Annotated in this window: 21 protein-coding genes; 12 read left to right on the plus strand and 9 right to left on the minus strand. The window is 70.6% G+C overall.

Going from position 1 to position 21,548, the window contains the following annotated elements; translation table 11 throughout:
- The first annotated feature begins 14 nt into the window (after positions 1–14).
- Together ACIBG8_RS05755 and ACIBG8_RS05760 are read left to right on the plus strand one after the other, a co-directional pair.
- On the plus strand, positions 15–740 hold the full coding sequence (locus ACIBG8_RS05755; RefSeq protein WP_397341369.1) for an SDR family NAD(P)-dependent oxidoreductase: 726 nt from the start codon (positions 15–17) through the stop codon (positions 738–740).
- A 91-nt stretch (positions 741–831) separates the two neighbouring features.
- The gene (locus ACIBG8_RS05760) at positions 832–1,359 is read left to right on the plus strand and encodes a TetR/AcrR family transcriptional regulator (RefSeq protein WP_397343896.1); all 528 of its coding nucleotides are present in this window, start codon (positions 832–834) and stop codon (positions 1,357–1,359) included.
- Here ACIBG8_RS05760 and ACIBG8_RS05765 read toward each other — a convergent pair.
- Complete coding sequence (locus tag ACIBG8_RS05765; protein ID WP_397341370.1) at positions 1,334–1,801, minus strand: peroxiredoxin; 468 nt, start codon at positions 1,799–1,801, stop codon at positions 1,334–1,336. The genes ACIBG8_RS05760 and ACIBG8_RS05765 overlap by 26 nt on opposite strands.
- A gap of 213 nt (positions 1,802–2,014) precedes the next feature.
- Between ACIBG8_RS05765 and nhaC the strand changes: the two genes are divergently transcribed.
- The 6 genes from nhaC (at position 2,015) to ACIBG8_RS05795 (ending at position 9,572) form a co-directional block, all read left to right on the plus strand.
- Positions 2,015–3,439: a Na+/H+ antiporter NhaC gene (gene nhaC / locus ACIBG8_RS05770; RefSeq protein WP_397341371.1), complete on the plus strand. Its 1,425-nt coding sequence runs from the start codon at positions 2,015–2,017 to the stop codon at positions 3,437–3,439.
- Positions 3,436–4,800, plus strand: a complete 1,365-nt coding sequence (locus tag ACIBG8_RS05775) for a basic amino acid/polyamine antiporter (protein ID WP_397341372.1) — start codon at positions 3,436–3,438, stop codon at positions 4,798–4,800. The genes nhaC and ACIBG8_RS05775 overlap by 4 nt, the downstream gene beginning before the upstream one ends.
- Positions 4,801–4,809: 9 nt before the next feature.
- Positions 4,810–6,063: an arginine deiminase gene (locus tag ACIBG8_RS05780; RefSeq protein ID WP_397341373.1), complete on the plus strand. Its 1,254-nt coding sequence runs from the start codon at positions 4,810–4,812 to the stop codon at positions 6,061–6,063.
- Positions 6,064–6,068: 5 nt separating this feature from the next.
- Positions 6,069–6,545 (plus strand): hypothetical protein, encoded by a 477-nt coding sequence (locus ACIBG8_RS05785; RefSeq protein WP_397341374.1) that lies wholly within the window; start codon positions 6,069–6,071, stop codon positions 6,543–6,545.
- Complete coding sequence (locus tag ACIBG8_RS05790) at positions 6,542–8,149, plus strand: alpha/beta hydrolase (RefSeq protein ID WP_397341375.1); 1,608 nt, start codon at positions 6,542–6,544, stop codon at positions 8,147–8,149. The genes ACIBG8_RS05785 and ACIBG8_RS05790 overlap by 4 nt, the downstream gene beginning before the upstream one ends.
- 130 nt (positions 8,150–8,279) lie before the next feature.
- Complete coding sequence (locus ACIBG8_RS05795; RefSeq protein WP_397341376.1) at positions 8,280–9,572, plus strand: MFS transporter; 1,293 nt, start codon at positions 8,280–8,282, stop codon at positions 9,570–9,572.
- 17 nt (positions 9,573–9,589) lie between these two features.
- On the opposite strand, the gene ACIBG8_RS05800 is transcribed toward ACIBG8_RS05795, so the two are convergent.
- Positions 9,590–10,399: a PaaX family transcriptional regulator C-terminal domain-containing protein gene (locus ACIBG8_RS05800; RefSeq protein WP_397341377.1), complete on the minus strand. Its 810-nt coding sequence runs from the start codon at positions 10,397–10,399 to the stop codon at positions 9,590–9,592.
- Positions 10,400–10,505: 106 nt separating this feature from the next.
- On the opposite strand from ACIBG8_RS05800, the gene ACIBG8_RS05805 reads away from it, so the two are divergent.
- Genes ACIBG8_RS05805 through ACIBG8_RS05820 form a run of 4 tightly spaced genes read left to right on the plus strand, consistent with a single transcriptional unit; the run spans position 10,506 to position 13,991 of the window.
- A complete protein-coding gene (locus tag ACIBG8_RS05805; RefSeq protein WP_397341378.1) occupies positions 10,506–11,810 on the plus strand; it encodes a long-chain fatty acid--CoA ligase in 1,305 nt (434 codons plus the stop codon).
- Positions 11,807–12,673 (plus strand): SDR family oxidoreductase, encoded by an 867-nt coding sequence (locus ACIBG8_RS05810; protein ID WP_397341379.1) that lies wholly within the window; start codon positions 11,807–11,809, stop codon positions 12,671–12,673. The genes ACIBG8_RS05805 and ACIBG8_RS05810 overlap by 4 nt, the downstream gene beginning before the upstream one ends.
- The gene (locus ACIBG8_RS05815; protein WP_397341380.1) at positions 12,670–13,539 is read left to right on the plus strand and encodes an amidohydrolase family protein; all 870 of its coding nucleotides are present in this window, start codon (positions 12,670–12,672) and stop codon (positions 13,537–13,539) included. Before ACIBG8_RS05810 ends, ACIBG8_RS05815 begins: the two co-directional genes overlap by 4 nt.
- Positions 13,536–13,991 carry a MaoC family dehydratase gene (locus ACIBG8_RS05820; RefSeq protein ID WP_397341381.1) on the plus strand — a complete coding sequence of 152 codons (456 nt, stop codon included), beginning with the start codon at positions 13,536–13,538 and terminating at the stop codon, positions 13,989–13,991. The genes ACIBG8_RS05815 and ACIBG8_RS05820 overlap by 4 nt, the downstream gene beginning before the upstream one ends.
- Here ACIBG8_RS05820 and ACIBG8_RS05825 read toward each other — a convergent pair.
- The 7 genes from ACIBG8_RS05825 to ACIBG8_RS05855 all read right to left on the minus strand — a co-directional run bounded on the left by ACIBG8_RS05825 (position 13,982) and on the right by ACIBG8_RS05855 (position 21,492).
- Positions 13,982–16,186 (minus strand): hypothetical protein, encoded by a 2,205-nt coding sequence (locus ACIBG8_RS05825; RefSeq protein WP_397341382.1) that lies wholly within the window; start codon positions 16,184–16,186, stop codon positions 13,982–13,984. The two genes, ACIBG8_RS05820 and ACIBG8_RS05825, sit on opposite strands and share 10 nt — an antisense overlap.
- Before the next feature lie 197 nt (positions 16,187–16,383).
- Positions 16,384–17,169 (minus strand): alpha/beta fold hydrolase, encoded by a 786-nt coding sequence (locus ACIBG8_RS05830; RefSeq protein WP_397341383.1) that lies wholly within the window; start codon positions 17,167–17,169, stop codon positions 16,384–16,386.
- 4 nt (positions 17,170–17,173) lie between these two features.
- Positions 17,174–18,382 (minus strand): MFS transporter, encoded by a 1,209-nt coding sequence (locus tag ACIBG8_RS05835; RefSeq protein WP_397341384.1) that lies wholly within the window; start codon positions 18,380–18,382, stop codon positions 17,174–17,176.
- 65 nt (positions 18,383–18,447) lie between these two features.
- Positions 18,448–18,777, minus strand: a complete 330-nt coding sequence (locus ACIBG8_RS05840) for an ArsR/SmtB family transcription factor (RefSeq protein WP_397341385.1) — start codon at positions 18,775–18,777, stop codon at positions 18,448–18,450.
- Positions 18,774–19,220 (minus strand): SRPBCC domain-containing protein, encoded by a 447-nt coding sequence (locus ACIBG8_RS05845; RefSeq protein WP_397341386.1) that lies wholly within the window; start codon positions 19,218–19,220, stop codon positions 18,774–18,776. The genes ACIBG8_RS05840 and ACIBG8_RS05845 overlap by 4 nt, the downstream gene beginning before the upstream one ends.
- Complete coding sequence (locus ACIBG8_RS05850) at positions 19,217–20,605, minus strand: MFS transporter (RefSeq protein ID WP_397341387.1); 1,389 nt, start codon at positions 20,603–20,605, stop codon at positions 19,217–19,219. The genes ACIBG8_RS05845 and ACIBG8_RS05850 overlap by 4 nt, the downstream gene beginning before the upstream one ends.
- The gene (locus ACIBG8_RS05855) at positions 20,605–21,492 is read right to left on the minus strand and encodes a class I SAM-dependent methyltransferase (protein ID WP_397341388.1); all 888 of its coding nucleotides are present in this window, start codon (positions 21,490–21,492) and stop codon (positions 20,605–20,607) included. The genes ACIBG8_RS05850 and ACIBG8_RS05855 overlap by 1 nt, the downstream gene beginning before the upstream one ends.
- Positions 21,493–21,548: the final 56 nt, after the last annotated feature.

Genomic DNA, 21,548 nt, shown 5'->3' on the forward strand with positions numbered 1-21,548 from the left:
CTAGCGTCAACCGCATGAGAGCACTGGTGACGGGCGGGACGAGCGGGCTCGGGCGCGCGATGGCGTCGGCCCTGGCCGCTTCGGGAGCTACGGTCGCGCTGACCGGGAGGTCGAGGGCGGACGACATCGCCAAAACCCTGCCGAGGGCGATCGGGATCAAGCTGGACGTGCGTGATGAGGCGTCGGTGCGCAGGGCGGTCGACGAGGCGTGGACGCGGATGGGCGGCATCGACCTGCTGGTGAACAACGCCGGGATGGGGATGATCGACGTCAATCCCGCGTTCATGACCCACCCCGCGAGGTTCTGGGAGGTGCCGGTCGACGCGTTCCGCGCGGTGGTCGACACGAACCTCACCGGGTACTTCCTGGTGGCGCGCGAGGTGGTGCCCCGGATGCTGGCAGCGGGTGGCGGCCGCGTCGTGAACGTCGCGGTGAGCGAGGCGACGATGCGGCGGGCGGGATTCGTCCCCTACGGGCCGTCGCGGGCCGGGAGCGAGTCCCTGTCCCGGATCATGGCGGCCGAGCTGCGGGACACGGGCGTGACCGTGAACCTGCTGCTCCCGGGCGGCGCGACCGTCACCGGCATGATGCCGCCCGGCCTCACCAACCCGGCGTTCCTCCAGCCCGAGGTGATGGGCCCGCCCATCGTGTGGCTGGCCTCGCCGGAGGCCGCCGGGGTGCACGACGAGCGCATCGTCGCCGCCGGGTTCGAGGAGTGGCTTCAGCGCCGTTCCTCCTGAGCAAATCTAACCAGGTGGTAGATTTAGCGCCGTGTCTGTCCGCAAGGGGACCAAGGGGGAGCGCACGCGTACGCGCATCCTGGACTCCGCCATGGAGCTGTTCTCCCGCTCCGGCTTCCACGCCGTGTCGCTGCGCGACATCGCCGCCCACGCGGGCATGACGCACGCCGGCCTGCTGCACCACTTCCCTGGCAAGGACGAGCTGCTCATCCAGGTGCTCACCCGCCGCGAGGAGCTGGCCTTCACCCAGGCGTACGATCCGGACGACCCGCCGGCGCTGACCCTTTCCAAGCACCTGGACCAGCTGGCGCTGAACATGCGCACGCCCGGCCTGGTCGGGTTGTTCGTGAAGGTCTCCGGCGAGGCGAGCGACCCGGCGCACCCCGCGCACGACTACTTCGTGCAGCGCTACAGGACACTGCGAGCAGGTACGGCCGAGCTGCTGCGTACCCTGTTCGCGCAGGCGACGCCGCCCGTCGAGCACGATCCCGACGCGGTGGCCCAGCAGCTGATCGCCCTGGTCGACGGGTTGCAGACCCAATGGCTGCTGGACCCGGACAACGTCGACATGCGCGCCTCGGTCGTCGCCTACCTCACCCAGCTAGGACTGGACGCCTGAGCGAAGGATCTCCAGCGCCTTGTCGGCGTGGACGGCCATGCGGACCTCCGACTTGACGACGCCGAGCACGCGGGAGTCCGTGCCGATGACGAACGTCTGGCGCTTGGTGGGCATCAGGGCCCAAGCCGCGATGCACCCCGAACCTGCTGCTGACGGCCCCGCCGACGTCCGACAGCAGCGGGTAGCCGAGGTCGTGCGCGCCGGTGAACCGCTGCTGCGCGGCGACCTCGTCGGTGCTGATGCCCACACGCTGCGCCGACAGCTCGGCGAACTCCGCGGCCAGGTCGCGGAAGTGGCACGCCTCTGCGGTGCAGCCGCGCGTCATGGCGGCGGGGTAGAAGAAGAGCACCACGGGGCCGTGGGCGAGGAATTCGGAGAGCTTGCGTGGCGTGCCCGTCTCGTCGGGCAGCTCGAAGTCCTCGACGGTGTCACCGGCGTTCATGCGCCGACCCTACATTGTCATACCGCTCGGTATGTCGGTCGGGACCCAAAGCGAGGCCCGCGAACCATCACGACCCTGTACGGACGGCTGATCCCACCCCCGCATATCGCCAGCCCCCGACAAAGGATGTGCCTATGACCGCTTTTCCACGCCTATGGGCGGAAAGATGGCATATGTCGCTCTAGAGCGCTGGGGGTCGTCGTGATGACCGGGGTGCGAAAGCCAAGGGAACCATCGCTGGGCGACGCCGTCCTTCCGATGGTCACCCTGATCGTGCTCATCGGCGGCTCGCTGGCCCTGTTCGGGCTGGACGCGCTGGACGGCCCCATCCAGGTGGCCCTGGTCCTGTGCGCCATGGTCGCCGCGCTGGTCGTCCTGAAGAACGGCAACACCTGGGCCGACGTGCAGGCCAGTAGCCAGCGGGCCATCTCCTCGATCACCAGCGCGCTGTTCATCCTGCTGGCCGTCGGCGCGCTCATCGGCACCTGGAACCTGTCCGGCACCATCCCGACGCTCGTCTACTACGGCATCCAGGTGCTGTCGCCGGGCTGGTACTACGCCGCCTGCGCGCTGATCTGCGGTGTCATCGCCATGTCGATCGGCAGCTCGTGGACCACCGCTGGCACGATCGGCGTGGGACTGGTGGGCATCGCGACCATGCTCGGCGTCTCCCCGGCGATCACCGCCGGAGCCGTCATCTCCGGCGCCTACCTGGGCGACAAGCTCTCGCCGCTGTCGGAGACCACGGTGCTGACCGCGCAGCTGGTCAAGGTCGACGTGTACGAGCACATCAAGCGACAGGCCTGGACGTCGATCCCGGCTTTCCTGCTCGGCTTCGTGATCTTCCTGCTGCTCGGGCTGAACGGCCCGGCACCGGCCAGCCAGGCCACCCAGGCCACCCAGGCGATCGAGCTGAAGGCGCTGGGCGACATCTACTGGATCACCCCGCTGAACCTGCTGCCGCTCGTGCTCCTGGTGTTCCTGTCAGTGCGCAAGGCGCCGGCCTCGCTGGCGCTGATGGCGGCCGCGCTGTTCGCCGGAGTGCTGGGGATCTTCACCCAGCCCGCCGTCTACAGCACCTTCTCCGGAGGCGGCATCAAGGCGATCTGGCAGGCGATGGCCACCGGTTTCCAGAAGTCGTCCGGCATCGCCGACATCGACGCTCTGCTGTCGCGCGGCGGCATGGACAGCATGCTCCTGACGCTGTGGCTGATCATCGGCGCGGTGACGTTCGGCACCCTGCTGGAGGAGTTCGGGCTGATCAGCCGGCTCATCGACCCGATGGTCGCGGCGGCGAAGGGCACCGGGCGGCTGTTCCTCACGGTGTTCGCCGCCGCCTTCGGGCTCAACGTCATCGCGGGTGACCAGTACATCGCCCTGGTGCTGCCCGCCCGCGTCTTCCGTGCCGAGTTCGCCAGGCGGGGCCTGGCGCCGACGAACCTGTCCAGGCTGACGGCGGACAGCGGGACGGTCACCTCGCCGCTGGTGCCGTGGAACTCGTGCGGCGCCTTCATGGGCGCGGTGCTCGGCGTCTCGACCCTGGCCTACCTGCCGTTCTGCTTCTTCAACATCTTCAGCCCCCTGCTGAGCGTCGTCTACGGATTCACCGGATTCAAGATCGAGAAGGTGGACTCATGAGCACGGGAAAACTGTCGCTGCCGACGCTCACCGCCATGGTGGTGGGGTCGATGGTCGGCGCGGGGGTCTTCTCGCTGCCGCGCAACTTCGCCCAGGCCACCGGGGTGTTCGGCGCGCTGATCGCGTGGGTGATCGCGGGGGTCGGCATGCTGATGCTGGCGTTCGTGTTCCAGACGCTCGCCGTACGCAAACCCGATCTGAACGCGGGCGTCTACGCCTACGCCAAGGCGGGGTTCGGCGAGTTCCCCGGCTTCTACTCCGCCTTCGGCTACTGGGCCAGCGCCTGCGTGGGCAACGTGTCGTACTGGGTGCTGATCAAGTCGACGCTCGGCGCGGCCGTGCCGGGGTTCGGCGAGGGCGACACGATCCTGGCCGTACTGGTCTCCGTGGTCGGGGTCTGGGCGTTCCACTTCATGATCGTGCGCGGGGTGAAGGAGGCCGCCGCGATCAACAGGATCGTGACCGTCGCCAAGCTCGTCCCGATCGTGCTGTTCATCGTCATCCTGGCCGTGGCGATGCGCGGCGGGGTGTTCTCGATGAACTGGTACGGCGGCGACGAAGCCCTCTTCGACCAGGTCAAAGCCACGATGCTGGTGACGGTCTTCGTCTTCCTCGGTGTGGAGGGGGCCAGCGTCTACTCGCGCTACGCGCGCCGGCGCGAGGACGTCGGCAAGGCCACCGTGCTCGGCTTCGTCAGCGTGCTGGCGCTCTTCGCGTCCGTCACCCTGCTGTCGTACGGCGTGCTGCCCCGCGCGGAGCTCGCGAAGATCCGCCAGCCGTCCATGGCCGGGGTGCTGGAGTCGGTGGTCGGCTCCTGGGGTGCGGTGTTCATCAGCGTCGGGCTGATCGTCTCGGTGCTCGGCGCCTACCTGGCCTGGACGCTCATGGCGGCCGAGGTGCTGTTCGTCGCGGCGCGCGACAACGACATGCCCGCCTTCCTGCGCAGGGAGAACCGCCAGGGCGCGCCGGTCGCCGCGCTGGTGATCACCAGCGTGCTCATCACCGCGGTGCTCGCGGTCACGCTGTTCTCCGACGACGCGTTCACCTTCACACTCAAGCTGTGCAGCTCGCTGTCGCTGGTGCCGTATCTGCTGGCGGCCGGTTACGCGCTGAAGCTGACCAAGGGGGTGGTCGCGGCGCTGGCGGTCGTCTACACGGCGTTCCTGATCTTCGCGGCGGGGCTGGAGTTCCTACTGCTGTCGTGCATCATCTACGCGCCGGGCACGATCCTGTTCGCCATCACCCGCCGCGAGCACGGACGGCGCGTGTTCTCACCGGCCGAGCTGGCGCTGTTCGCCGTGGTAGCCGCCGGGGCGGTGGTGGGCGTGATCGGCCTGGCCACCGGCTGGATCACCATCTGAGGAGAGATCATGGCTCTGGGAGTACATTCCGAGGTCGGCACGCTGCGCAAGGTCATCGTGCACCGGCCCGAGCTCAGCATGAAACGGCTCACCCCGACCAACAACGACAGGCTGCTGTTCGACGACATCCTGTGGGTCGAGCAGGCCCAGCGCGAGCACGACGCCTTCGTCGCCATGATGCGCGAGCGCGGCATCGAGGTGCTCTACCACCAGCAACTCCTGGCCGAGGCGCTCGACTCCGGCTTCGAGGCCAAGCAGCACGCCATCGAGCAGGCCGTCACCCATCTGACCGTCGGCCCGGCCCTGGTCGACACGATCCGCGAGACGCTCGCCGGATGGAGCGGGGCGAAACTGGCCGAGCACCTGATCGGCGGGCTGACCAAGCAGGAGTACGGCGTGGCGGAGCTCGACGGCCGCTCCCTGGTGGCCGCCTCCGGCGGTCCCAGCGAGTTCGTCCTGCCGCCTCTGCCCAACTCCCTCTACCAGCGCGACCCCTCGGCCTGGCTGTACAGCGGGGTGTCGCTGAACCCGATGTTCTACCACGCCCGCCTGCTGGAGACGATGAACCAGTCCACCATCTACCACCACCACCCCATGTTCGCCGGCGAGGAGTTCGCCTACTGGTACCCCGACTCCGGCGAGGACGACCGTTTCCATGAGGAGGACTACGGCACCGCCGCCATGGAGGGCGGCGACATGATGCCGATCGGCAACAAGAGCGTCGCCATCGGGCTGTCCGAGCGCACCACCGCCCGCACCATCGAGCACATCGCCCTGTCGCTGTTCGCCGCAGGAGCGGCCGAGCGGGTGATCGCGGTCAACATCCCCAAACGCCGCTCCTACATGCACCTCGACACCGTCTTCACCTTCCTGGACGCCGACAAGGCCACCGCCTACCCGCCCTTCCTGGACACCGCCACCACCTACTCCCTGCGCCCCGGCGACAAGCCGGCCACCCTCGACGTACGGCAGGACGCCTCGTTCGTCACCGCACTGGAGGAATCCCTGGGGTTGTCGCGCCTGGAGGTCATCCCGACCGGCGGCGACGACTACCAGCAGGCCCGCGAGCAGTGGGACTCCGGCAACAACTTCTTCGCCCTGTCGCCCGGCGTGGTGGTCGGCTACCACAAGAACCAGTTCACCAACCGCAAGCTCCGCGACCACGGGGTGGAGGTCATCGAGATCGAGGGCTTCGAACTCGGCAAGGGCCGCGGCGGCGCCCACTGCATGACCTGTCCCATCGAACGCGACCCCGTCTCATGAGGGCCGTGCTCGCCGCGGTGCTGTGCCTGGCCGTACTGACCGCGTGCTCGTCGGGCAACCGCCCGGACTGGTGGCGCACCAACCAGACCGACGCGCAGGTGGGCCCGGTCGGGCTCGCGCACGTCAACATCGAGGCGCCGCCGATGAAGGAGCAGGCGGCCGGCGGCACCCTGCCGCTGTACGTCACGCTGTTCAACAGCAGCGACGTGGAGCAGGTGCTCGACGCGGTCAGTACGGTCGAGGCCAGGAAGGTCGTCTACCGGGACGGGTCCGCGCCCCCGGTGGAACAGATGCGGCTGACCATCCCGCCCAAGGGGGAGCTGTCCCTGCAGAAGGGGCAGGGCCGCCCGTATCTGGAGCTGGTGGGGGTCAACCGGCAGCTCGGCGCGGCGCCCATCGCGGTCACCTTCCGCTTCCCGACCGCCGGGTCGGTGACCGTACGGGTGCCTGTCCTGCCGGTGAGCACGCCAGAGCCGTCGTGAGCCGAGTCGTCCGGCGGGCTCCGAGCCTGGGCGGGCTGGCCGGCGCGGTGGTGTTCTTCTGCCTGGCGCTGTCGCCGTCGCTGGTGCCCAGGCACTGGCTGCTGCAGGGCGTCGTCGCCGGCGTCACGGCCGCCATCGGGTACGGCGTGGCCGCGCTGCTCAGCGCCTGGGCGGGCCCCGTTCTCACGCCGCGCGGACGCGGGATCGCGTGGCGGGTGCTCGCCGTGGCAGGTGCGGCGCTGTGCGCGGTCGCGCTGCTGGCCAGCGCGGGCTGGCAGCGCGACATCCGCCGCCTGATGGGCATGGACACCGACGTCGAGTGGCACCTGCCGCTCATCGTGATCGTCGCCGTCGTGACCTTCGCGCTCCTGCTGCTGCTCGCGCGGTCGATGCGGCTGGGGACGCGCAAGCTCATCGGCCTGCTGGAGCGGTTCGTGCCCCGGTGGGCGGCCGTCGCAGCCGGGCTGGTGGTAGCGGCCCTTCTCACGCTGCTGTTCGTCAACGACTTCCTCTACTCCAGGTTCCTGGGCCTCATGAACGAGACCGCCGCGCTGACCGACAGGGGCACCAGCGAGGGCATCACGCGGCCCGCCTCGGACCTGCTGTCCGGCGGGCCAGGCTCGCTGATGGACTGGGACGGCCTCGGCAGCAAGGGACGCGACTTCGTCGGCTCGGCGCTGACGCCCGCCGCGATCGGCGCGTTCGCCGGACGTCCCGCCCTGGCTCCGATCCGCGTCTACGCCGGGCTGCGGTCAGCCGGCTCGTTCGAGGAGCAGGCGCGGCTGGCGGTGCGGGAACTGGAGCGTACGGGCGCCTTCGACCGGTCGGTCCTGGCGATCATGGGCACGACGGGCACCGGGTGGGTCAACGAGAACGTCGCGGACGCGCTCGAATACCTGCGCGGCGGCGACACCGCCATGGTCGCGATGCAGTACTCCTACCTGCCGAGCTGGGTGTCGTTCCTGGTGGACAGGACCAAGGCCGCCCAGGCGGGAACCGCCCTCGTGCACGCCGTGCACGCCCGCTGGGCGGCGCTTCCCGCAGGTGACCGCCCCAAGCTGGTGCTCTTCGGTGAGAGCCTCGGTTCCTACGCGGCCGAGGCCGCCTTCACCGACGTGACCGACGTCCTGGCCACCGTCGACGGCGCGCTCCTGGTCGGGCCGCCCAACATGAACCCCATCTGGTCGGCGCTCACCGCCCGCCGCGACCCGGGCAGCCCGATGTGGCGGCCCGTCTACAACGGCGGCGCCGACGTGTGCTTCGCCCAGTTCCCCGCCGACCTGGCCAGGCCCGGGTGCCGGGTGGTCTACCTGCAGAACGCCTCCGACCCCATCACCTGGTGGAACCCGCAGCTCCTCTACCGGCGGCCGGGGTGGCTCGACGACCCGTACGGGCCCGACGTCACCCCGGCGATGCGGTGGTTTCCCGTCGTGACGTTCTGGCAGGTGGTGGTCGACCTCATGTTCTCCGACGACGTGCCGCCTGGACACGGCCACCGGTTCGGGTCGAACGTCGTGGACGGGTGGGTCGCGATCATCCCGCCACCCGGCTGGACGCGGGACGACACGGCCCGGCTCAAGCACATCATCGACGCCCGGCACTGATCTGCCGACCGAACATGCGCCGCCGTACCCTCTCTGGGGCACTCAATATTCGGCAGACTGTTGACGACAGTATGGAAAGTGCTTAGCTTTCAAGCAACAGTGTGACCTGAGCCACAGACAAGGCAGAGCTATGTCCAACCCCCAGCTCAAACGCGCCGTGCTCTCCAGCTACCTGGGCAGCATGATCGAGTTCTACGACTTCCTCCTCTACGCCACCGCCTCGGCCCTCGTCTTCAACAAGGTCTTCTTCTCCAGCCTCGACCCCGCTGCGGGAACCGTGGCCAGCCTGGGCACCTTCGCCTCCGGCTACCTGGCCAGGCCGCTGGGCGGCATCCTGTTCGGCCACTTCGGCGACCGGCTGGGCCGTAAGCGCATGCTGGTCATCACCATGACGGTGATGGGCCTGGCCAGCGCACTCATCGGGCTGCTGCCCACGTACGCGCAGGTCGGGGTGCTGGCGCCGATCCTCCTGGTGGCGCTGCGGGTGCTGCAGGGCATCGCGATCGGCGGCGAGTGGGGCGGGGCCGTCCTGATGTCGGCCGAGCACGCGACCTCGCGGCGCGGGTTGTGGGCGAGCTTCACCAACGCGGGCGCGCCCAGCGGGCAGCTGCTCTCCACGGTGGCCATGACCGTCACGGCGGCCGTCGCCGGGGAGCAGGGCTTCCTGGCGTGGGGGTGGCGGGTGCCGTTCCTGCTGAGCGTCGTGCTGCTCGCGGTGGGGCTGTTCGTGCGGGCCAAGGTGGCGGAGACGCCGGTGTTCGCCCAGGCGTCGGCCGCAGAGAGGGAGGGGGTGCCGCTGGTGGAGGTCTTCCGCCGGCATCCGGGGAACCTGCTGCGGGCGGTCGGGGTGGGGTTCGGGGCGTTCGTCGCTCAGGCGACGCTCACCACGTTTTTGCTGGCTTATGCGACGGGGGCGGGCTTTCCGCGGCCTACCGTGCTCAACGCGCTGACCATCTCGTCCGCTGGGGCGATCGCGGGGATCCTGCTGTTCGCGGCGCTGTCGGATCGGGTGGGGCGGCGGCCTGTGGTGCTCGGTGGGGCGGTCCTGATGGCCTTAGTGGCGTTCGTGCTGTTCCCGCTGGTGGACAGCGGGTCGTTCGTGCTGCTCACGGTGGCGGTGGTGTTGGGGCAGTCGATCGCGCATCCGGCCATGTTCGGGCCGCTGGCGGCGCTGTACAGCGAGCTGTTCGGGACGCGGACCCGGTACACGGGGGCGTCGTTGGGGTACCAGATCTCGGCCACGGGGGCGGGGTTCGCGCCGGTGGTGTTCGCCGGGCTGATCGCGGGTGGGGCGGGCACGGTCGCCGTGTCCGCGGTGATCGCGGGGTGCTGCCTGCTGACGGTCGTGGCGATCGTCCTGACCAGCGAGACCAGCCGCACCACGCTGGCGGAGGAACCGGCAACAACCGCCGCAACCCCATAACCCCATAACCCAGAAGGTCAGGGGGTGATCTCGATGAGGTCCAGGAGCGAGCCCGCCGCACGGGCGGCGGGCTCGCGGAACGCCGCCGCCAGATCGTGGAAGACCTCCTCCGCCTGCGGCGCCGGCCAGTCGGCAGGCAGGTGCTCCAGCGGCAGTCGCGGGTCAAGACGCAGCAACTGCAGCCACTCCGCCTGCAACAACAGCTCCCGCACCAGATCGTCACGCAGCGCCGGCAGCGGCCGCCGCCGGTCCCACCGCTCCAGGAACCCCCGGTAACCCGCCTCCAAGCTCTCCAGCTCGAAGGCCTCGCGCACGAACTGCCTGGCCTCGGTCGGCTTCACCGTCTCCGCCACGAAGGCCCTGATGTGCTCGTCCAGCCGCAGGTCAGCCAGCAGCTCGGGCACGTCGACGACCGCGGGAGCGATCCACAACCCGTTCTGCAGCGGCCCGAACCCGCCCCAGATCAACCGCGACCGCAGATCGTGCCGCTGCTGACGCCACGACTCCGGCAGCGAGAACCCGATCAGCGTCCACCGCCCGTCCCAGTCGCGGTTGACCGGGCTGGACTCCCACATGCGCCGCGCCCCCTCCTCCAGCACGAGCCGCGAGCGCGGGGTCAGCTCGAAGTACGCCTGACGCCCCCGGCGGTGCCGTACCAGCAGCCCCTTGTTGGTCATCCTGGCCAGCGTGGAGCGCGTCGCCTCCTCGGAGATGTCCAGCCCCGCCAGCACGTCGATGACGCTGGAGGAGGCGACCGCGACGGGCCTGCCCTGCAGGTGGATGCCGAGGAAGGTCAGCAGCAGGGTCTGGGGGCGCGGGTCGCTCATGGGAACCATCATAAAGTATTGGACACTCTTGTGTCGGCAGTCATGAATGTGCCTAACTTAAGGGGTGAACCAAGGCATCGGATCGTGGCCGGCCCGGCGTGCCCGCATGTCCCCGGACAAGGTCGCTCTGACCTACGAGGGGGTCGATGTCACCTTCGCCGAGCTGGCCGAGCGCGTCAACGAGCAGGCCGTACGGCTGCGCGAGCAAGGGGTACGGCCGGGCGACCGGGTCGCCTACCTCGGCCAGAACCACCCGGCGGCGGTGGAGACCCTCTTCGCCGCCGCCCTCGCCGGCGCGGTCTACCTCCCGCTCAACGCCCGCCTCACGCGGGCCGAGCTGGACCACATCCTCGCCGACGCCACCCCGTCCGCGCTGGTCACCGGGCCGGGCTACGAGGACCTCGACCTCCCCGCGGTGGAGCGAGGCGTCAAGCCGCCGGACGACGTCTGCCTGATCATGTACACCTCGGGCACCACGGGCCGTCCCAAGGGCGCGATGCTCACCCACGCCAACCTGACGTGGAACGTCTTCAACCACCTCATCGACATCGACCTGCGCGGCGACGACGTGGTGCTGGTCACCGCGCCGCTCTTCCACATCGCCGCCCTCGCCCAGTCGTTCCTGCCCGCCTTCATCAAGGGCGCCAGGTCGGTGATCCTCCCGGCGTTCGACGCCGACCGGGTGCTGGAGACGGTCGAGCGCGAGCGGGTCACCGCGATGTTCGGCGTGCCCGCGATGTTCTCCTTCATCGCCCAGTCGCCGCACTGGGCGGGCGCGGACCTGACGAGCCTGCGCCTGCTGGAGTGCGGCGGCGCGCCGGTGCCCGAGCCGCTGATCCACGCCTACCAGGCGCGCGGCCTGACGTTCCTGCAGGGCTACGGCATGACCGAGGCCGCTCCAGGCGTGCTCTACCTCGGCGCGGAGGACTCCGTACGCAAGGCGGGTACGGCAGGCGTCCCCGCCTTCTTCACCGACGTGACCCTGGACGAGGGCGAGATCCTCGTGCGCGGCCCCAACGTGTTCGCCGGTTACTGGGGGCAGCCGCCGCACGAGGGCTGGTTCCGCTCCGGCGACCTGGCGGAACGCGACGACGAGGGCTTCTACCGGGTCGTCGGCCGGGTGAAGGACATGATCATCTCGGGCGGGGAGAACATCTACCCGGCCGAGGTCGAGAGCGCCCTGCTCACCCACCCCGACATCGTCGACTGCGCGGTGGTCGGCGTCCCGGACGACAGGTGGGGCGAGGTCGGCAAGGCCTTCCTGGTCGCCAGGCGGCCGGTGGAACCCGCCGAGGTCCTGGCCCACCTGGACGGGCGGCTGGCCCGCTACAAGATCCCGAAATATGTGGAGTTCGTGGCGGAATTACCGCGCACGGCTTCAGGAAAAATCACGAAATGGAAGCTCACATGAGGCTTGACGGCAAGGTTGCAGTGGTCACCGGCGCTGGGCGCGGGCTCGGCCTGGCGTACGTGAGGGCGCTGGCGGCGGCGGGCGCGTCGGTGGTGGTGAACGACGTGGACGCGGAGCTGGCCGAGGCGGCGGCCGAGGAAGTCGGGGCGGTGGCCCAGCCGGGCGCGGTCGGGTCGGCGGAGACGGCCCAGGCGCTGGTCGACCGGGCCGTGTCGGAGTTCGGACGGCTGGACGTCATGGTGACCAACGCCGGGATCCTGCGCGACCGGGTGGTGTGGAAGATGTCCGACGACGACTTCGACGCCGTCATCAACGTGCACCTGCGCGGCACGTTCACCTGCGTGCGCGCAGCCGTACAACAGCTGAGAGAGCAGGGGGACGGCGGGCGGATCATCCTGGCGGGCTCGCCCGCCGGTCAGCGCGGCAACTTCGGGCAGACCAACTACGCCGCCGCCAAGGCGGGCATCGCGGCGATGGCCCGCACCTGGGCCATGGAGCTGGCGCGGGCGAACATCACCGTCAACGCCGTCGTGCCCAACGCGGCCACCGAGATGACCAAGACCATCCCCGCCTTCGCCCCGTACATCGAGGCGGGTCACCCCTATCCCGACAGTCTGCGCAAGGGCCACGGCTTCGGCGCGCCGGAGGACGTCGCGGGGTTGGTCGTCTACCTGGCCTCGGACGCCTCCGCCCAGGTGACCGGGCAGTGCATCGGCATCGGCGGCGACAAGCTGACCCTGTGGTCGCACCCGCAGGAGATCAGCGCCGCCTACGCCGACGGCGGCTGGAGCGCCGACGCGATCGCCACCGCCTGGCCGACGTCGGTGGGCGCGCGGCCGGAGACGTACGGGATCCCGGCATGATGGACCTGTCGGAGCTCGTCGCGATCGACGTCCACACCCACGCCGAGGTCTCCTCCACGGGCGAGTCGCTGTCGCAGGAGCTGAAGGAAGGCGCGGACGGCTACTTCAAAGCCGCGCGCGATCGTCCTACCATCGCCGAGATGGCAGCCTTCTACCGGCAGCGGAACATGGCGGCGGTGGTGTTCACCGTGGACGCAGAGACCGCGACCGGCCAGCCGCCGGTGCCCAACGACGAGGTCGCCGCCGAGTGTGCGGCCAACGCCGACGTGCTCATCCCCTTCGCCAGCGTGGACCCCTGGCGGGGCAGGGCGGGGGTGCGGGAGGCGCGCAGGCTCATCGAGGAGCACGGGGTGCGCGGCTTCAAGTTCCACCCCAACGTGCAGGGCTTCTTCCCCAACGACCGGATGGCCTACCCCCTCTACGAGGTGATCCAGGAGGAGGGGCTGATCGCCCTGTTCCACACGGGACACACCGGGATCGGGGCCGGGGTGCGCGGTGGGGGAGGGGTGCGGCTGAAGTACTCCAACCCGATGTGCGTGGACGACGTGGCCGTCGACTTCCCCGACCTGCCGATCATCCTGGCGCATCCGTCGTTCCCCTGGCAGGACGAGGCGCTGTCGGTGGCGCTGCACAAGCCGCTGGTGCACATCGACCTGTCCGGCTGGTCGCCCAAGTATTTCCCGCCGCAGCTCGTGCAGCACGCCAACAGCCTGCTGCAGGACAAGGTGCTCTTCGGCTCCGACTACCCGCTGATCTCGCCGGACCGCTGGCTGGCCGACTTCGCCAACCTGCCGATCAAGGACGAGGTCCGTCCCAAGATCCTCAAACTGAACGCCGCCCGACTGCTCGGATTGGATGCGAAATGACCGTGACCGCTGAAGGCCTCGACGGGATCAAGGCCCTGGCCGGGACCGACCTGGGTACCAGTGCCTGGATGGAGATCACGCAGGAGCAGGTGAACGGCTTCGCCGAGGTCACCCACGACCACCAGTGGATCCACACCGATCCTGAGCGCGCCAAGGACGGCCCGTTCAAGACGACGATCGCGCACGGCTACCTGACCGTCGCCCTGCTCATCCCGCTCTTCAACGAGCTGCTGGAGGTGCGCGGCATCGCGATGGGCGTCAACTACGGGCTGAACCGGCTGCGGTTCCCCGCCCCCGTCCCGGTCGGCTCGCGCATCCGCCTGGCCGGGCGGGTGAGCGAGGTCGAGGAGGTCAAGGGCGGGGTGCAGGTCACCATGGACTTCACCGTCGAGGTCGACGGTGGCGACAAGCCGGCCTGCGTCACCCAGGCGATCTACCGCTACTACGAGTGAGCCCTGGCGAAGAGGACGGCGTGCTCGTCCTTGCGCGCCTTCCTGATGGCGGCCCCGACGTCGCCGGCCGTCCCCTTGTCGATCTTCACGGCCGTCGCCGCCAGCCGCTTGGCCGAGTCCAGGACCGCCTGCCGTACGACGCCGTAGGCGGTCCAGTCCTCGTTGCCGTCCTTGATCTGCTTCCTCAGGGCGGCAGCGGCGGTGCGCAGGCGCTTGACGTAGACGTCCTTCCTGCTGGCCAGGTCGGCGACGTGCAGGCCGATGGTCTGGTCGAGCGCGTCGTCGTCGAAGGTCTCCCTGAGCGTGGCCTGGAGGGTCTCGCCGTGCCCGCCGCGGTCGCCCGCGTCGACCGTGGCGTACGGCAGGAGGTTGCGGAAGGTCAGGTAGGCCGTCGCGCCCTCGCCCGCCGAGGTCGCCGCCATCGTGGCGGCCGCCGCGTCGAAGAGGGCGTCGAGCTGGCCCGCCTCGATCTGGGCCAGCGGCAGCAGCGCGTCGAGCTTCATCACCTCTGACGCCAGGTCCGCCGTGACGGCCTGCTGGAGGATGTCCAGGGCGCTCGGTTCGTCAGCGGCGTGGACCAGGAGCCTCTTGACCGCGGTGCTCTGGATGATCCACGCGGTGGTGTGGCAGCCCATGCCCGCCACGCCGCCCGGCGCCGGCGCGCGGCCGTTGATCACCATGGCCTGGGGCGGCTGGAAGGTGACGACGAGCGGGTCGCCGGTGTCGACGCCCACCCAGGCGTTGGAGTGGCCGGTGCCCGGCAGGGCGGGGGCGCGGTCGAGCTCGGTCTTGAGGTTGGTGAGCAGGTTCTTCACCGTATCGCCCGCCATGAGCGCCGGATGGCGCGTGGCCAGGTACGCCCTGAGCGCCTCGACGCCCGCGTCGGCCGGTGAGGGCTGCACGAAGCCGGAGTGGACGACGCTGCGCGGGTAGGCGATGCAGCACAGCCGCTGGTGCTCGTGCAGCAGCGCCGCCATGACCGAGACGACCCGCTTGTCGCCCTGCTTGACCAGGTCCTCGGCGTCGGTGACGGCCGTGAGCGCCAGGCCCAGATGGACGCCGATGGAGCGCTGCTCGCTGGAGGTGGCGGTGCGGCGCTGGGCGGGGGTTTCCAGGGCGCGGAAGCTCAGCGCCCTGATCGCGTTCCGCATCGCGCTGGCAGCGGCGAAGATGTGCTCGTTCTCGGTCGACTCCTTGTAGGCGTTGTAGATCATGTCCGCCTTGGTGCTGATCGCGTCGACGTCCAGGATGAAGGACAGACGCTTGCTGATGTGCTTGGTGAGGCTCTCGCTCATCTTGGACAGCTCGTCGTACTCGGCCCGCATGGCCGCGACCTTGGTCGGGACGAGCAGGTAGTCGAGGCCGGTCTCGCGCAGCGCGGCGTCGAAGGAGAACAGCCGCCACAGCGCCTGCTTCACCTCGCCGGCCGTCGGCGGCTGCGGCGGCAGCTCCACGGGCGGCTGCTGCTCCGGAGTGATGACGACCGTGTCGCTCCTGGGCAGCGTGGGCTTGGGCTTGGCCTCCACGACCATTCCCTCGTCGGGCTTCTTGGTCTCCTGGGCGAGGACGTGGCGCTCGTAGGTCATGACGATCCTGCGCTGGTGGCCTTCGGCCGAGCCGATGGAGCCGCGCGAGGACAGGTTGCGGACCGTGGAGAACGGCAGGTAGTTGACGTAGGCCAGGTGGTGGGCGATGGCCGCGCTGAGGGCGGCCGCGCCCTGGTCGGCGTGGCCGTTCAGCAGCTCGCGCTCGGCGTCGGTGAGGTGGTGGAGCGTGTGGTAGGAGGCGTCCTCCAGCAGCTCGGCCCGCGCGTCGGCGTCGTCGAGCCAGCTCAGCCGTACGGCCTGGTCGGAGTTGACGTCGGGCATCCAGTGGGTGGCCTCGGTGTGCAGGGACTTGAGCAGGTCGTGGGCCGCGTTGGGGGTCTGGCCGAAGAACATCGCCTTGATCGCGTCGAGGTGCACCTGCCAGGCGATCGTGTGGTCGCCCATCCGGTTGCCGAAGGGCGAGGGCGTGCGCGGCTTGGGGCTGATGCCGACGCGGGTCACGCGGGACTTGTCCCCGCTGAGGAGTACGGCCGGCCGGAGGTGGACGATCGCCCCCTTGGGCAGGTCGGGGTGCTGGCGGGGCTGGAGTCCTGTGGTCTTGTCGCCGGTCGTGGACTGGACGACGATGTCCGTCCTGCTGCGCTTCATGGGCGCCTCCTTCGATGCCGACCTCACTTCTCTCCCATGGACCGCGGGAACACAAGAAATGGCACGCTCCAAAAGGGCCGAAACCGGTGCAGACGGACGGTCCCAAAGGGTGGGGCTCGAGGTTCCAGCGGGTGGAGGGTGCAGGGTGGGGCGGGCGTGGATCGAGCTGGTCCGGTGGATGCTGGCCGCCCTGGTCGTCACTGGCCGGTGAGCTTGGCGATCTCGGCGAGGACGAGGTCAGGCTGGTCGTGGTGGACCATGTGGCCCGACCGCTGGGCCAGCACGTGGCGGCCGTGGGGGAGGGCTGCGGCGAAGGCGCGGTGGGCGGCCACCAGCGGGGCGCGGCTGCGGGTGCCGCTGATGACCGTGACCGGCACCGGCGGCAGCGCCACGGGGTGGTCGCGCAACGAGCGCAGGCCGCCGGCCAGCGCGGAGGCCTCGCGGCGGGCGGCGCGCAGCGCGGCCGGGCTGGTCAGCTCGCGCTCCGCCCCGGCCCACTGGGCGGCGGGGACCGCCGGGCGCGGCCCGCCGGGCACCGTGCGATACCCGGCGCGCGACAGCAGCTCGGCGGCCAGGCAGATGCCGCGCACCAGCAGCCGGTGCGTCAGCGAGTAGTACATGTCGAGGCTCTCGTCGGCCGGGTCGACGAGCACGAGCCCGGCGATCCGCTCCGGACGGAGGGCGGCGCAGGCGCGGATGATCGGCCCGCCCAGGCTGTGCCCCACGAGCACGAAGCGGGAACCGCCGAGCCCGTCGAGCAGGTGGCCGAGGTCCTCGGCCAGCCGGGCGACGTCGCGGCGGGACGGGTCGGGGTCGCTGCGGCCCAGCCCCGCCCGGTCGTAGGCGACGGCCCTGGTGTGGACGGCGACGCCGTCCAGGACGAGCCCCCAGTCCAGCCGCGTGCCGCCGAGCCCCGACTCGAAGACGACGACCAGTTCGCCCGCCCCGCGGCTCACGTAGTGCAGGCGCCGGCCGTCCGGCAAGGTCTCAAACATAGGCGGGCTCGAGGTCGGCGCGCACGGTCCTGACCGCGGTGAGGATGACGCAGGCGGCGATGGCTCCGGGCACGGCCACCGACGCTATCGCGCCCGAGGGGCCGAAGGCCCGCTCCATGACCGTCAGCAGGCCCGCGCCGAGCAGCCCGCCGCCCGCGAGCGTCACGGTGAACACCGCGGCGAAGTGCCCCCGCTGGCGTGGCGCGGCCACCGACAGCCCGACCAGCGCCACGACGGGCACGATGAGCGAGGTCGCCGCCATCGCCACGAAGAACGCCGCCAGGCACAACACCAGCCACGGCGCGGCGGCGCCGAGCGCGATGCCGCCGGCCGAGGTGGCCACGATGACGGCGCAGACCACGACGACCCTGCGCGGGTCGCTCTGGAACAGCCGGTCGAGCCTGCGTCCCAGGGTGAGCAGGATGACGACGGCGCCGATGGCGTAGCTGGTCATGAACAGGCCGCGCGCCTCCGCCTGCAGCCCCCAGCGCTGCTCCAGGTGGATGGCCATGAACGTGGCGCCGGGCAGCAGCATCATGCCGAACACCGCGAACCCGGCGAGCATCCGCCGGATCGTGGGGACGCGGAACAACGCCATGGATGACCCGGACATCCCCTCGGAGCGCGCACCGACCCCGGGGTCGCGCAGGCGCAGCGCGACCACGCATCCGGCCAGCGAGACCGCGCCGAGCACGAAGAACACCACCCGCCAGTCGAGGCCGAGCCATCCGGTGAGCCCGGCCACGGCCAGCGGCCCGAGCACGCTGGCCGTCGGCCCGGCCGCGCCGTACAGGGACAGGACCCGGCCGCGCACCTCCCGCGGGTACAGGTCGGTGAGCAGCGGCGTGTGCAGGGCGTTGACGCTGCCGTTGGCCAGGCCGTTGATCAGGATGAGGACGCCGAGCATCCACATGTTCTGGACCAGCCCGAGCGCCGCCACGCAGACGCTCCACACGAACCCGGTGGAGATCGCGATCACCGCCCTGACCGCCCTGCCGCCGGCTATGGCCGCCATGAGGATGGGCGCCAGCACGGCGGCCACGAGCTGGACGGCGAGCAGCGAGGCGAACGCCCCGGCGGAGACGCCGAGCGCGCGGGTGATGTCCGGGGCGAGGACGCTGAGCGCCTGGCTGGCGATCATGTCGGTGATCGCCAGCAGTCCGAGCGCGGTGACCGGATACCACCGCAGGGGCTTGTCCATGCGACCACTCTGGGGTGGCCGCACCTCGAAAGCGTTGTCCGATCGAACAAGAATCGGGGCGAAGGCTAGGCCGAATCGCCTTCCGCGAGCCGCTTGATGGTCGCCAGGCGCCGGTCCCAGTCGGCGGCGAGCGCGGCCATCCACCGCGCCGTCGTGTCCAGGGCTGCGGGTTGTACGGCATAGCGCACCTCGCGCCCCACCCGGCTGGCCGACACCAGCCCGGCCGCGTCCAGGACGGCGAGATGCTTGACCACGGCCTGCCGGGTGACGGGCAGGCGTTCGGCGAGCGCCGTCGCGCTAGCCTCGCCGTACGCGGCGAGCAGGTCGAGCACCCGCCGCCGCATGGGGTCGGCCAGCGCCACGAGCACGCTGTCGACCGGGTCGGTCTCGGTCACACGGATGACTCGGCGCGCTTCTTGAAGGCGTCGAGCACCTCGGGCCAGCCGCCGGTGTTGTCCTTGTGCGCCTGCAGACGCACCTCCTCCGGCCCGGCCAGCGTGGAGAACCCGCTCTCGACCACGCGCAGCCGCGTCTGGTCGCCCTCCTCGGTCAGCGTGAACTCCACCAGGGTGGTGTTGTCCTCACGCAGTTCCTGCCCGGGGAAGGCGCTCGCCCAGCGGTAGGCGACGTAGGTCTGCGGCGTGACCTTCTCCACCCGCACGGGGAACTCGCCGTACTGGGAGTGCTTGCCCAGCGTCGACTCGCCCTCCCTGGCCACGGTGCCCTCCAGCCGCGCCTCGTCGTCGGTCACCCAGAAGCCCGGCTGGGTCACCAGCGTCCACACGCGCTCCAGCGGCGCCGCGATCAGGGTCTCGCGCTCGATCCGATCCACACTCATGGGGATACTCCTTCACTGTCGTCGAGACGTGCAACTTCAGGGTTGCACATCTCCACCCTAACGCGCAACCTGCGGGTTGCACATAGGGCGACCGCGATGAGGAGCACGGCCAGGGCGAAGGTGACCCGCATGCCGGTCGACACGGCGCCGGGAGGCGCGGTGGCGACGTCGGCGGTCCCCGAGGCGAACGCGAACACGGCGCCCATGACGGAGGTGCCGGTGATGAGCCCGAGGTTGCGCGACAGGTTCAGCAGCCCGGAGGTGACGCCGCGCCGGTCGGGCGGCAGCCCGGCCATCACGGCGGTGTTGTTGGCCGTCTGGAACAACGCGTATCCGGCCGTGATGGCCACCATAGGCAGGATGTAACCCAGGAGCCCGGAGGTCAGAGCCAGTACGGCGGAGCCGGTCGCGATCCCGGCGAGTCCCAGAAGGGTCATGCGGCGCGCGCCGAACCGGTCCACGACCCGCCCGGCGGGCACCCCGGTCAGCGCCGCGACCAGCGGCCCAGCCGACAGGACCAGCCCGACCAGGGCTGCGTCGAGCCCGAGCGCTCTGGACAGGTAGAACGGCCCGACCACCAGCGTCGCCATGAGCACGGTCGACACGAGCGCGCTCATGACCAGGCTCGCCCCCAGCACCCGGTCGCCGAACATGGACAGCCTGACCAGCGGCGACGCCGCCCGACCCTCGACGCGCACGAAGAGCGCCACGCCGAGCAGGGCGACCAGGAGCAGCGCGAGGGGCCCCATGGTCATGGCGAGCGCGTAGGCGCCGAGCGTCAGCGCCAGCAACACCGTGCCCAGCCGGTCGAACCCCGGCCGTTCCGCGGCGGGGCGGTCCGCCGGCAGGTGGCGGTGGGCGAGCAGCAGCGTCACCACCCCCAGGGGTACGGTGACCAGGAAGATCGCCCGCCAGCCCGGCCCCGCGATCAGCGCGCCGCCAAGCGAGGGCCCCAGCGCCGTCCCGACCGCGGACATCGTGCCGAGCAGCCCCATCGCCCGGCCCGTCCGCTCCTTGGGCACGACCTCGGCGACGAAGGCCATGGCCAGCGCCATCATGACGGCGGCGCCGAGCCCCTGTGCCACCCGCGCGGCCACCAGCCACCACAGCCCGGGCGCCGCCCCGCACAACGCGGAGGCCACCGTGAACAGGGCGATCCCGGCCAGGAGCAGCCGGCGCCTGCCGACGAGGTCGCCGAGCCGCCCCACGCTGACGATCAGCGTGGTGACGGCGAGCAGGTAGGCCAGAACCACCCACTGAACCTCCTGGAAGGAGGCGGTGAACGCGCGGGCCAGCGTCGGCAGGCCCACGTTGGCGATGCTGGTGCCCAGCGACGACAGCAGGATCGACAGCGATAATCCGGCGAGCACCCCACGCGTGTTCATCAGGGGGCGAGTCCGGTGACGACCGTCGCGGCCGACAGCAGGAAGGCGTCGGGGCGGCGCAGGATGCCGTCGGGCGAGTCGCGATCGAGCAGCACGTCGAGCGTGGCGCGGTCCTCGGCGTCGAGCGACTCGCTCACCGTGTCGCGCAGCCGGGTCAGGTGACCGTACAGGAAGGAACGGGCCTGCTCGCCGAGTGGCGCGGGCAGGTCGAGCAGGGTGGTGAAGCTGCCCACCGAGGTCAGCCCGGCCCGCCTGAACATCTCGGGCCAGTCCTCCACCACCGAGATGCTGCCGGGCAGCTCCGCCCGCATGACCTCGAACCACTCCTCCTGCACGATGTCGAGCCTGGCCTGCAGGCCTGGCCTGCCGATGCCGATGTCGCGCGGCAGGAACCTCGTCGGCAGGCCGCCCTCGGCCACGGCCAGCAGCCCGCCGGGGCGCAGCACCCCGGCGAGGGCGTCCAGCGCGGCCTGCTGGTCGCCGAGGTGGTGGACGGCCTTGCTGCTCCACAGCACGTCGGCCTTGCCCAGGTCGGCGAAGCCCTCGGGAAGGTCGGCGTGCTGTACGGTGACCCGGCCCTTGAGCCCGAGCCGGTCGGCCCTGGTGAGAGCGCGGTCCAGCAGGCCCGGCGTGCCGTCCACGGCGACGGCCTCGGCCTCGGTGAAGGCCTCGGCCAATACGCAGGTCATCACGCCAGGCCCGCTGCCGACGTCGAGGACGCGGCGCACCTGCGGGCCGACCAGCTCGCGCAGGCGTTCCGCCGTCTGGCGCAGGAGGGGGAGCTGCAGCTCGCCACTGCTCTCCAGCTGGTCGGCCATCACCTCCCAGTCGATGTCGGTGTTGTGTCCGTGCCCATGTCCATGCCCGTGGCCGTGTTGTGTGCTCATGCGGAAGAGGGTGCACCCGCGCGCGTGGATATGGCAAACCTTGTTGCCATTCCTGG

Origin of the sequence: Nonomuraea sp. NPDC050556 (assembly GCF_044457355.1) — a bacterium.
Classification (GTDB): domain Bacteria; phylum Actinomycetota; class Actinomycetes; order Streptosporangiales; family Streptosporangiaceae; genus Nonomuraea.

Excerpts from the sequence above, each read along its gene's own strand:
- ACIBG8_RS05820 (WP_397341381.1), top strand. The coding sequence starts at position 13,536 with ATGACCGTGACCGCTGAAGGCCTCGACGGGATCAAGGCCCTGGCCGGG.
- ACIBG8_RS05845 (WP_397341386.1), bottom strand. The coding sequence starts at position 19,220 with ATGAGTGTGGATCGGATCGAGCGCGAGACCCTGATCGCGGCGCCGCTG.
- ACIBG8_RS05780 (WP_397341373.1), top strand. The coding sequence starts at position 4,810 with ATGGCTCTGGGAGTACATTCCGAGGTCGGCACGCTGCGCAAGGTCATC.
- ACIBG8_RS05775 (WP_397341372.1), top strand. The coding sequence starts at position 3,436 with ATGAGCACGGGAAAACTGTCGCTGCCGACGCTCACCGCCATGGTGGTG.
- ACIBG8_RS05765 (WP_397341370.1), bottom strand. The coding sequence starts at position 1,801 with ATGAACGCCGGTGACACCGTCGAGGACTTCGAGCTGCCCGACGAGACG.
- ACIBG8_RS05800 (WP_397341377.1), bottom strand. The coding sequence starts at position 10,399 with ATGAGCGACCCGCGCCCCCAGACCCTGCTGCTGACCTTCCTCGGCATC.
- ACIBG8_RS05825 (WP_397341382.1), bottom strand. The coding sequence starts at position 16,186 with ATGAAGCGCAGCAGGACGGACATCGTCGTCCAGTCCACGACCGGCGAC.
- ACIBG8_RS05850 (WP_397341387.1), bottom strand. The coding sequence starts at position 20,605 with ATGAACACGCGTGGGGTGCTCGCCGGATTATCGCTGTCGATCCTGCTG.
- ACIBG8_RS05815 (WP_397341380.1), top strand. The coding sequence starts at position 12,670 with ATGATGGACCTGTCGGAGCTCGTCGCGATCGACGTCCACACCCACGCC.
- ACIBG8_RS05835 (WP_397341384.1), bottom strand. The coding sequence starts at position 18,382 with ATGGACAAGCCCCTGCGGTGGTATCCGGTCACCGCGCTCGGACTGCTG.
- ACIBG8_RS05755 (WP_397341369.1), top strand. The coding sequence starts at position 15 with ATGAGAGCACTGGTGACGGGCGGGACGAGCGGGCTCGGGCGCGCGATG.
- ACIBG8_RS05795 (WP_397341376.1), top strand. The coding sequence starts at position 8,280 with ATGTCCAACCCCCAGCTCAAACGCGCCGTGCTCTCCAGCTACCTGGGC.
- ACIBG8_RS05805 (WP_397341378.1), top strand. The coding sequence starts at position 10,506 with ATGTCCCCGGACAAGGTCGCTCTGACCTACGAGGGGGTCGATGTCACC.
- ACIBG8_RS05855 (WP_397341388.1), bottom strand. The coding sequence starts at position 21,492 with ATGAGCACACAACACGGCCACGGGCATGGACATGGGCACGGACACAAC.
- ACIBG8_RS05810 (WP_397341379.1), top strand. The coding sequence starts at position 11,807 with ATGAGGCTTGACGGCAAGGTTGCAGTGGTCACCGGCGCTGGGCGCGGG.
- ACIBG8_RS05760 (WP_397343896.1), top strand. The coding sequence starts at position 832 with ATGGAGCTGTTCTCCCGCTCCGGCTTCCACGCCGTGTCGCTGCGCGAC.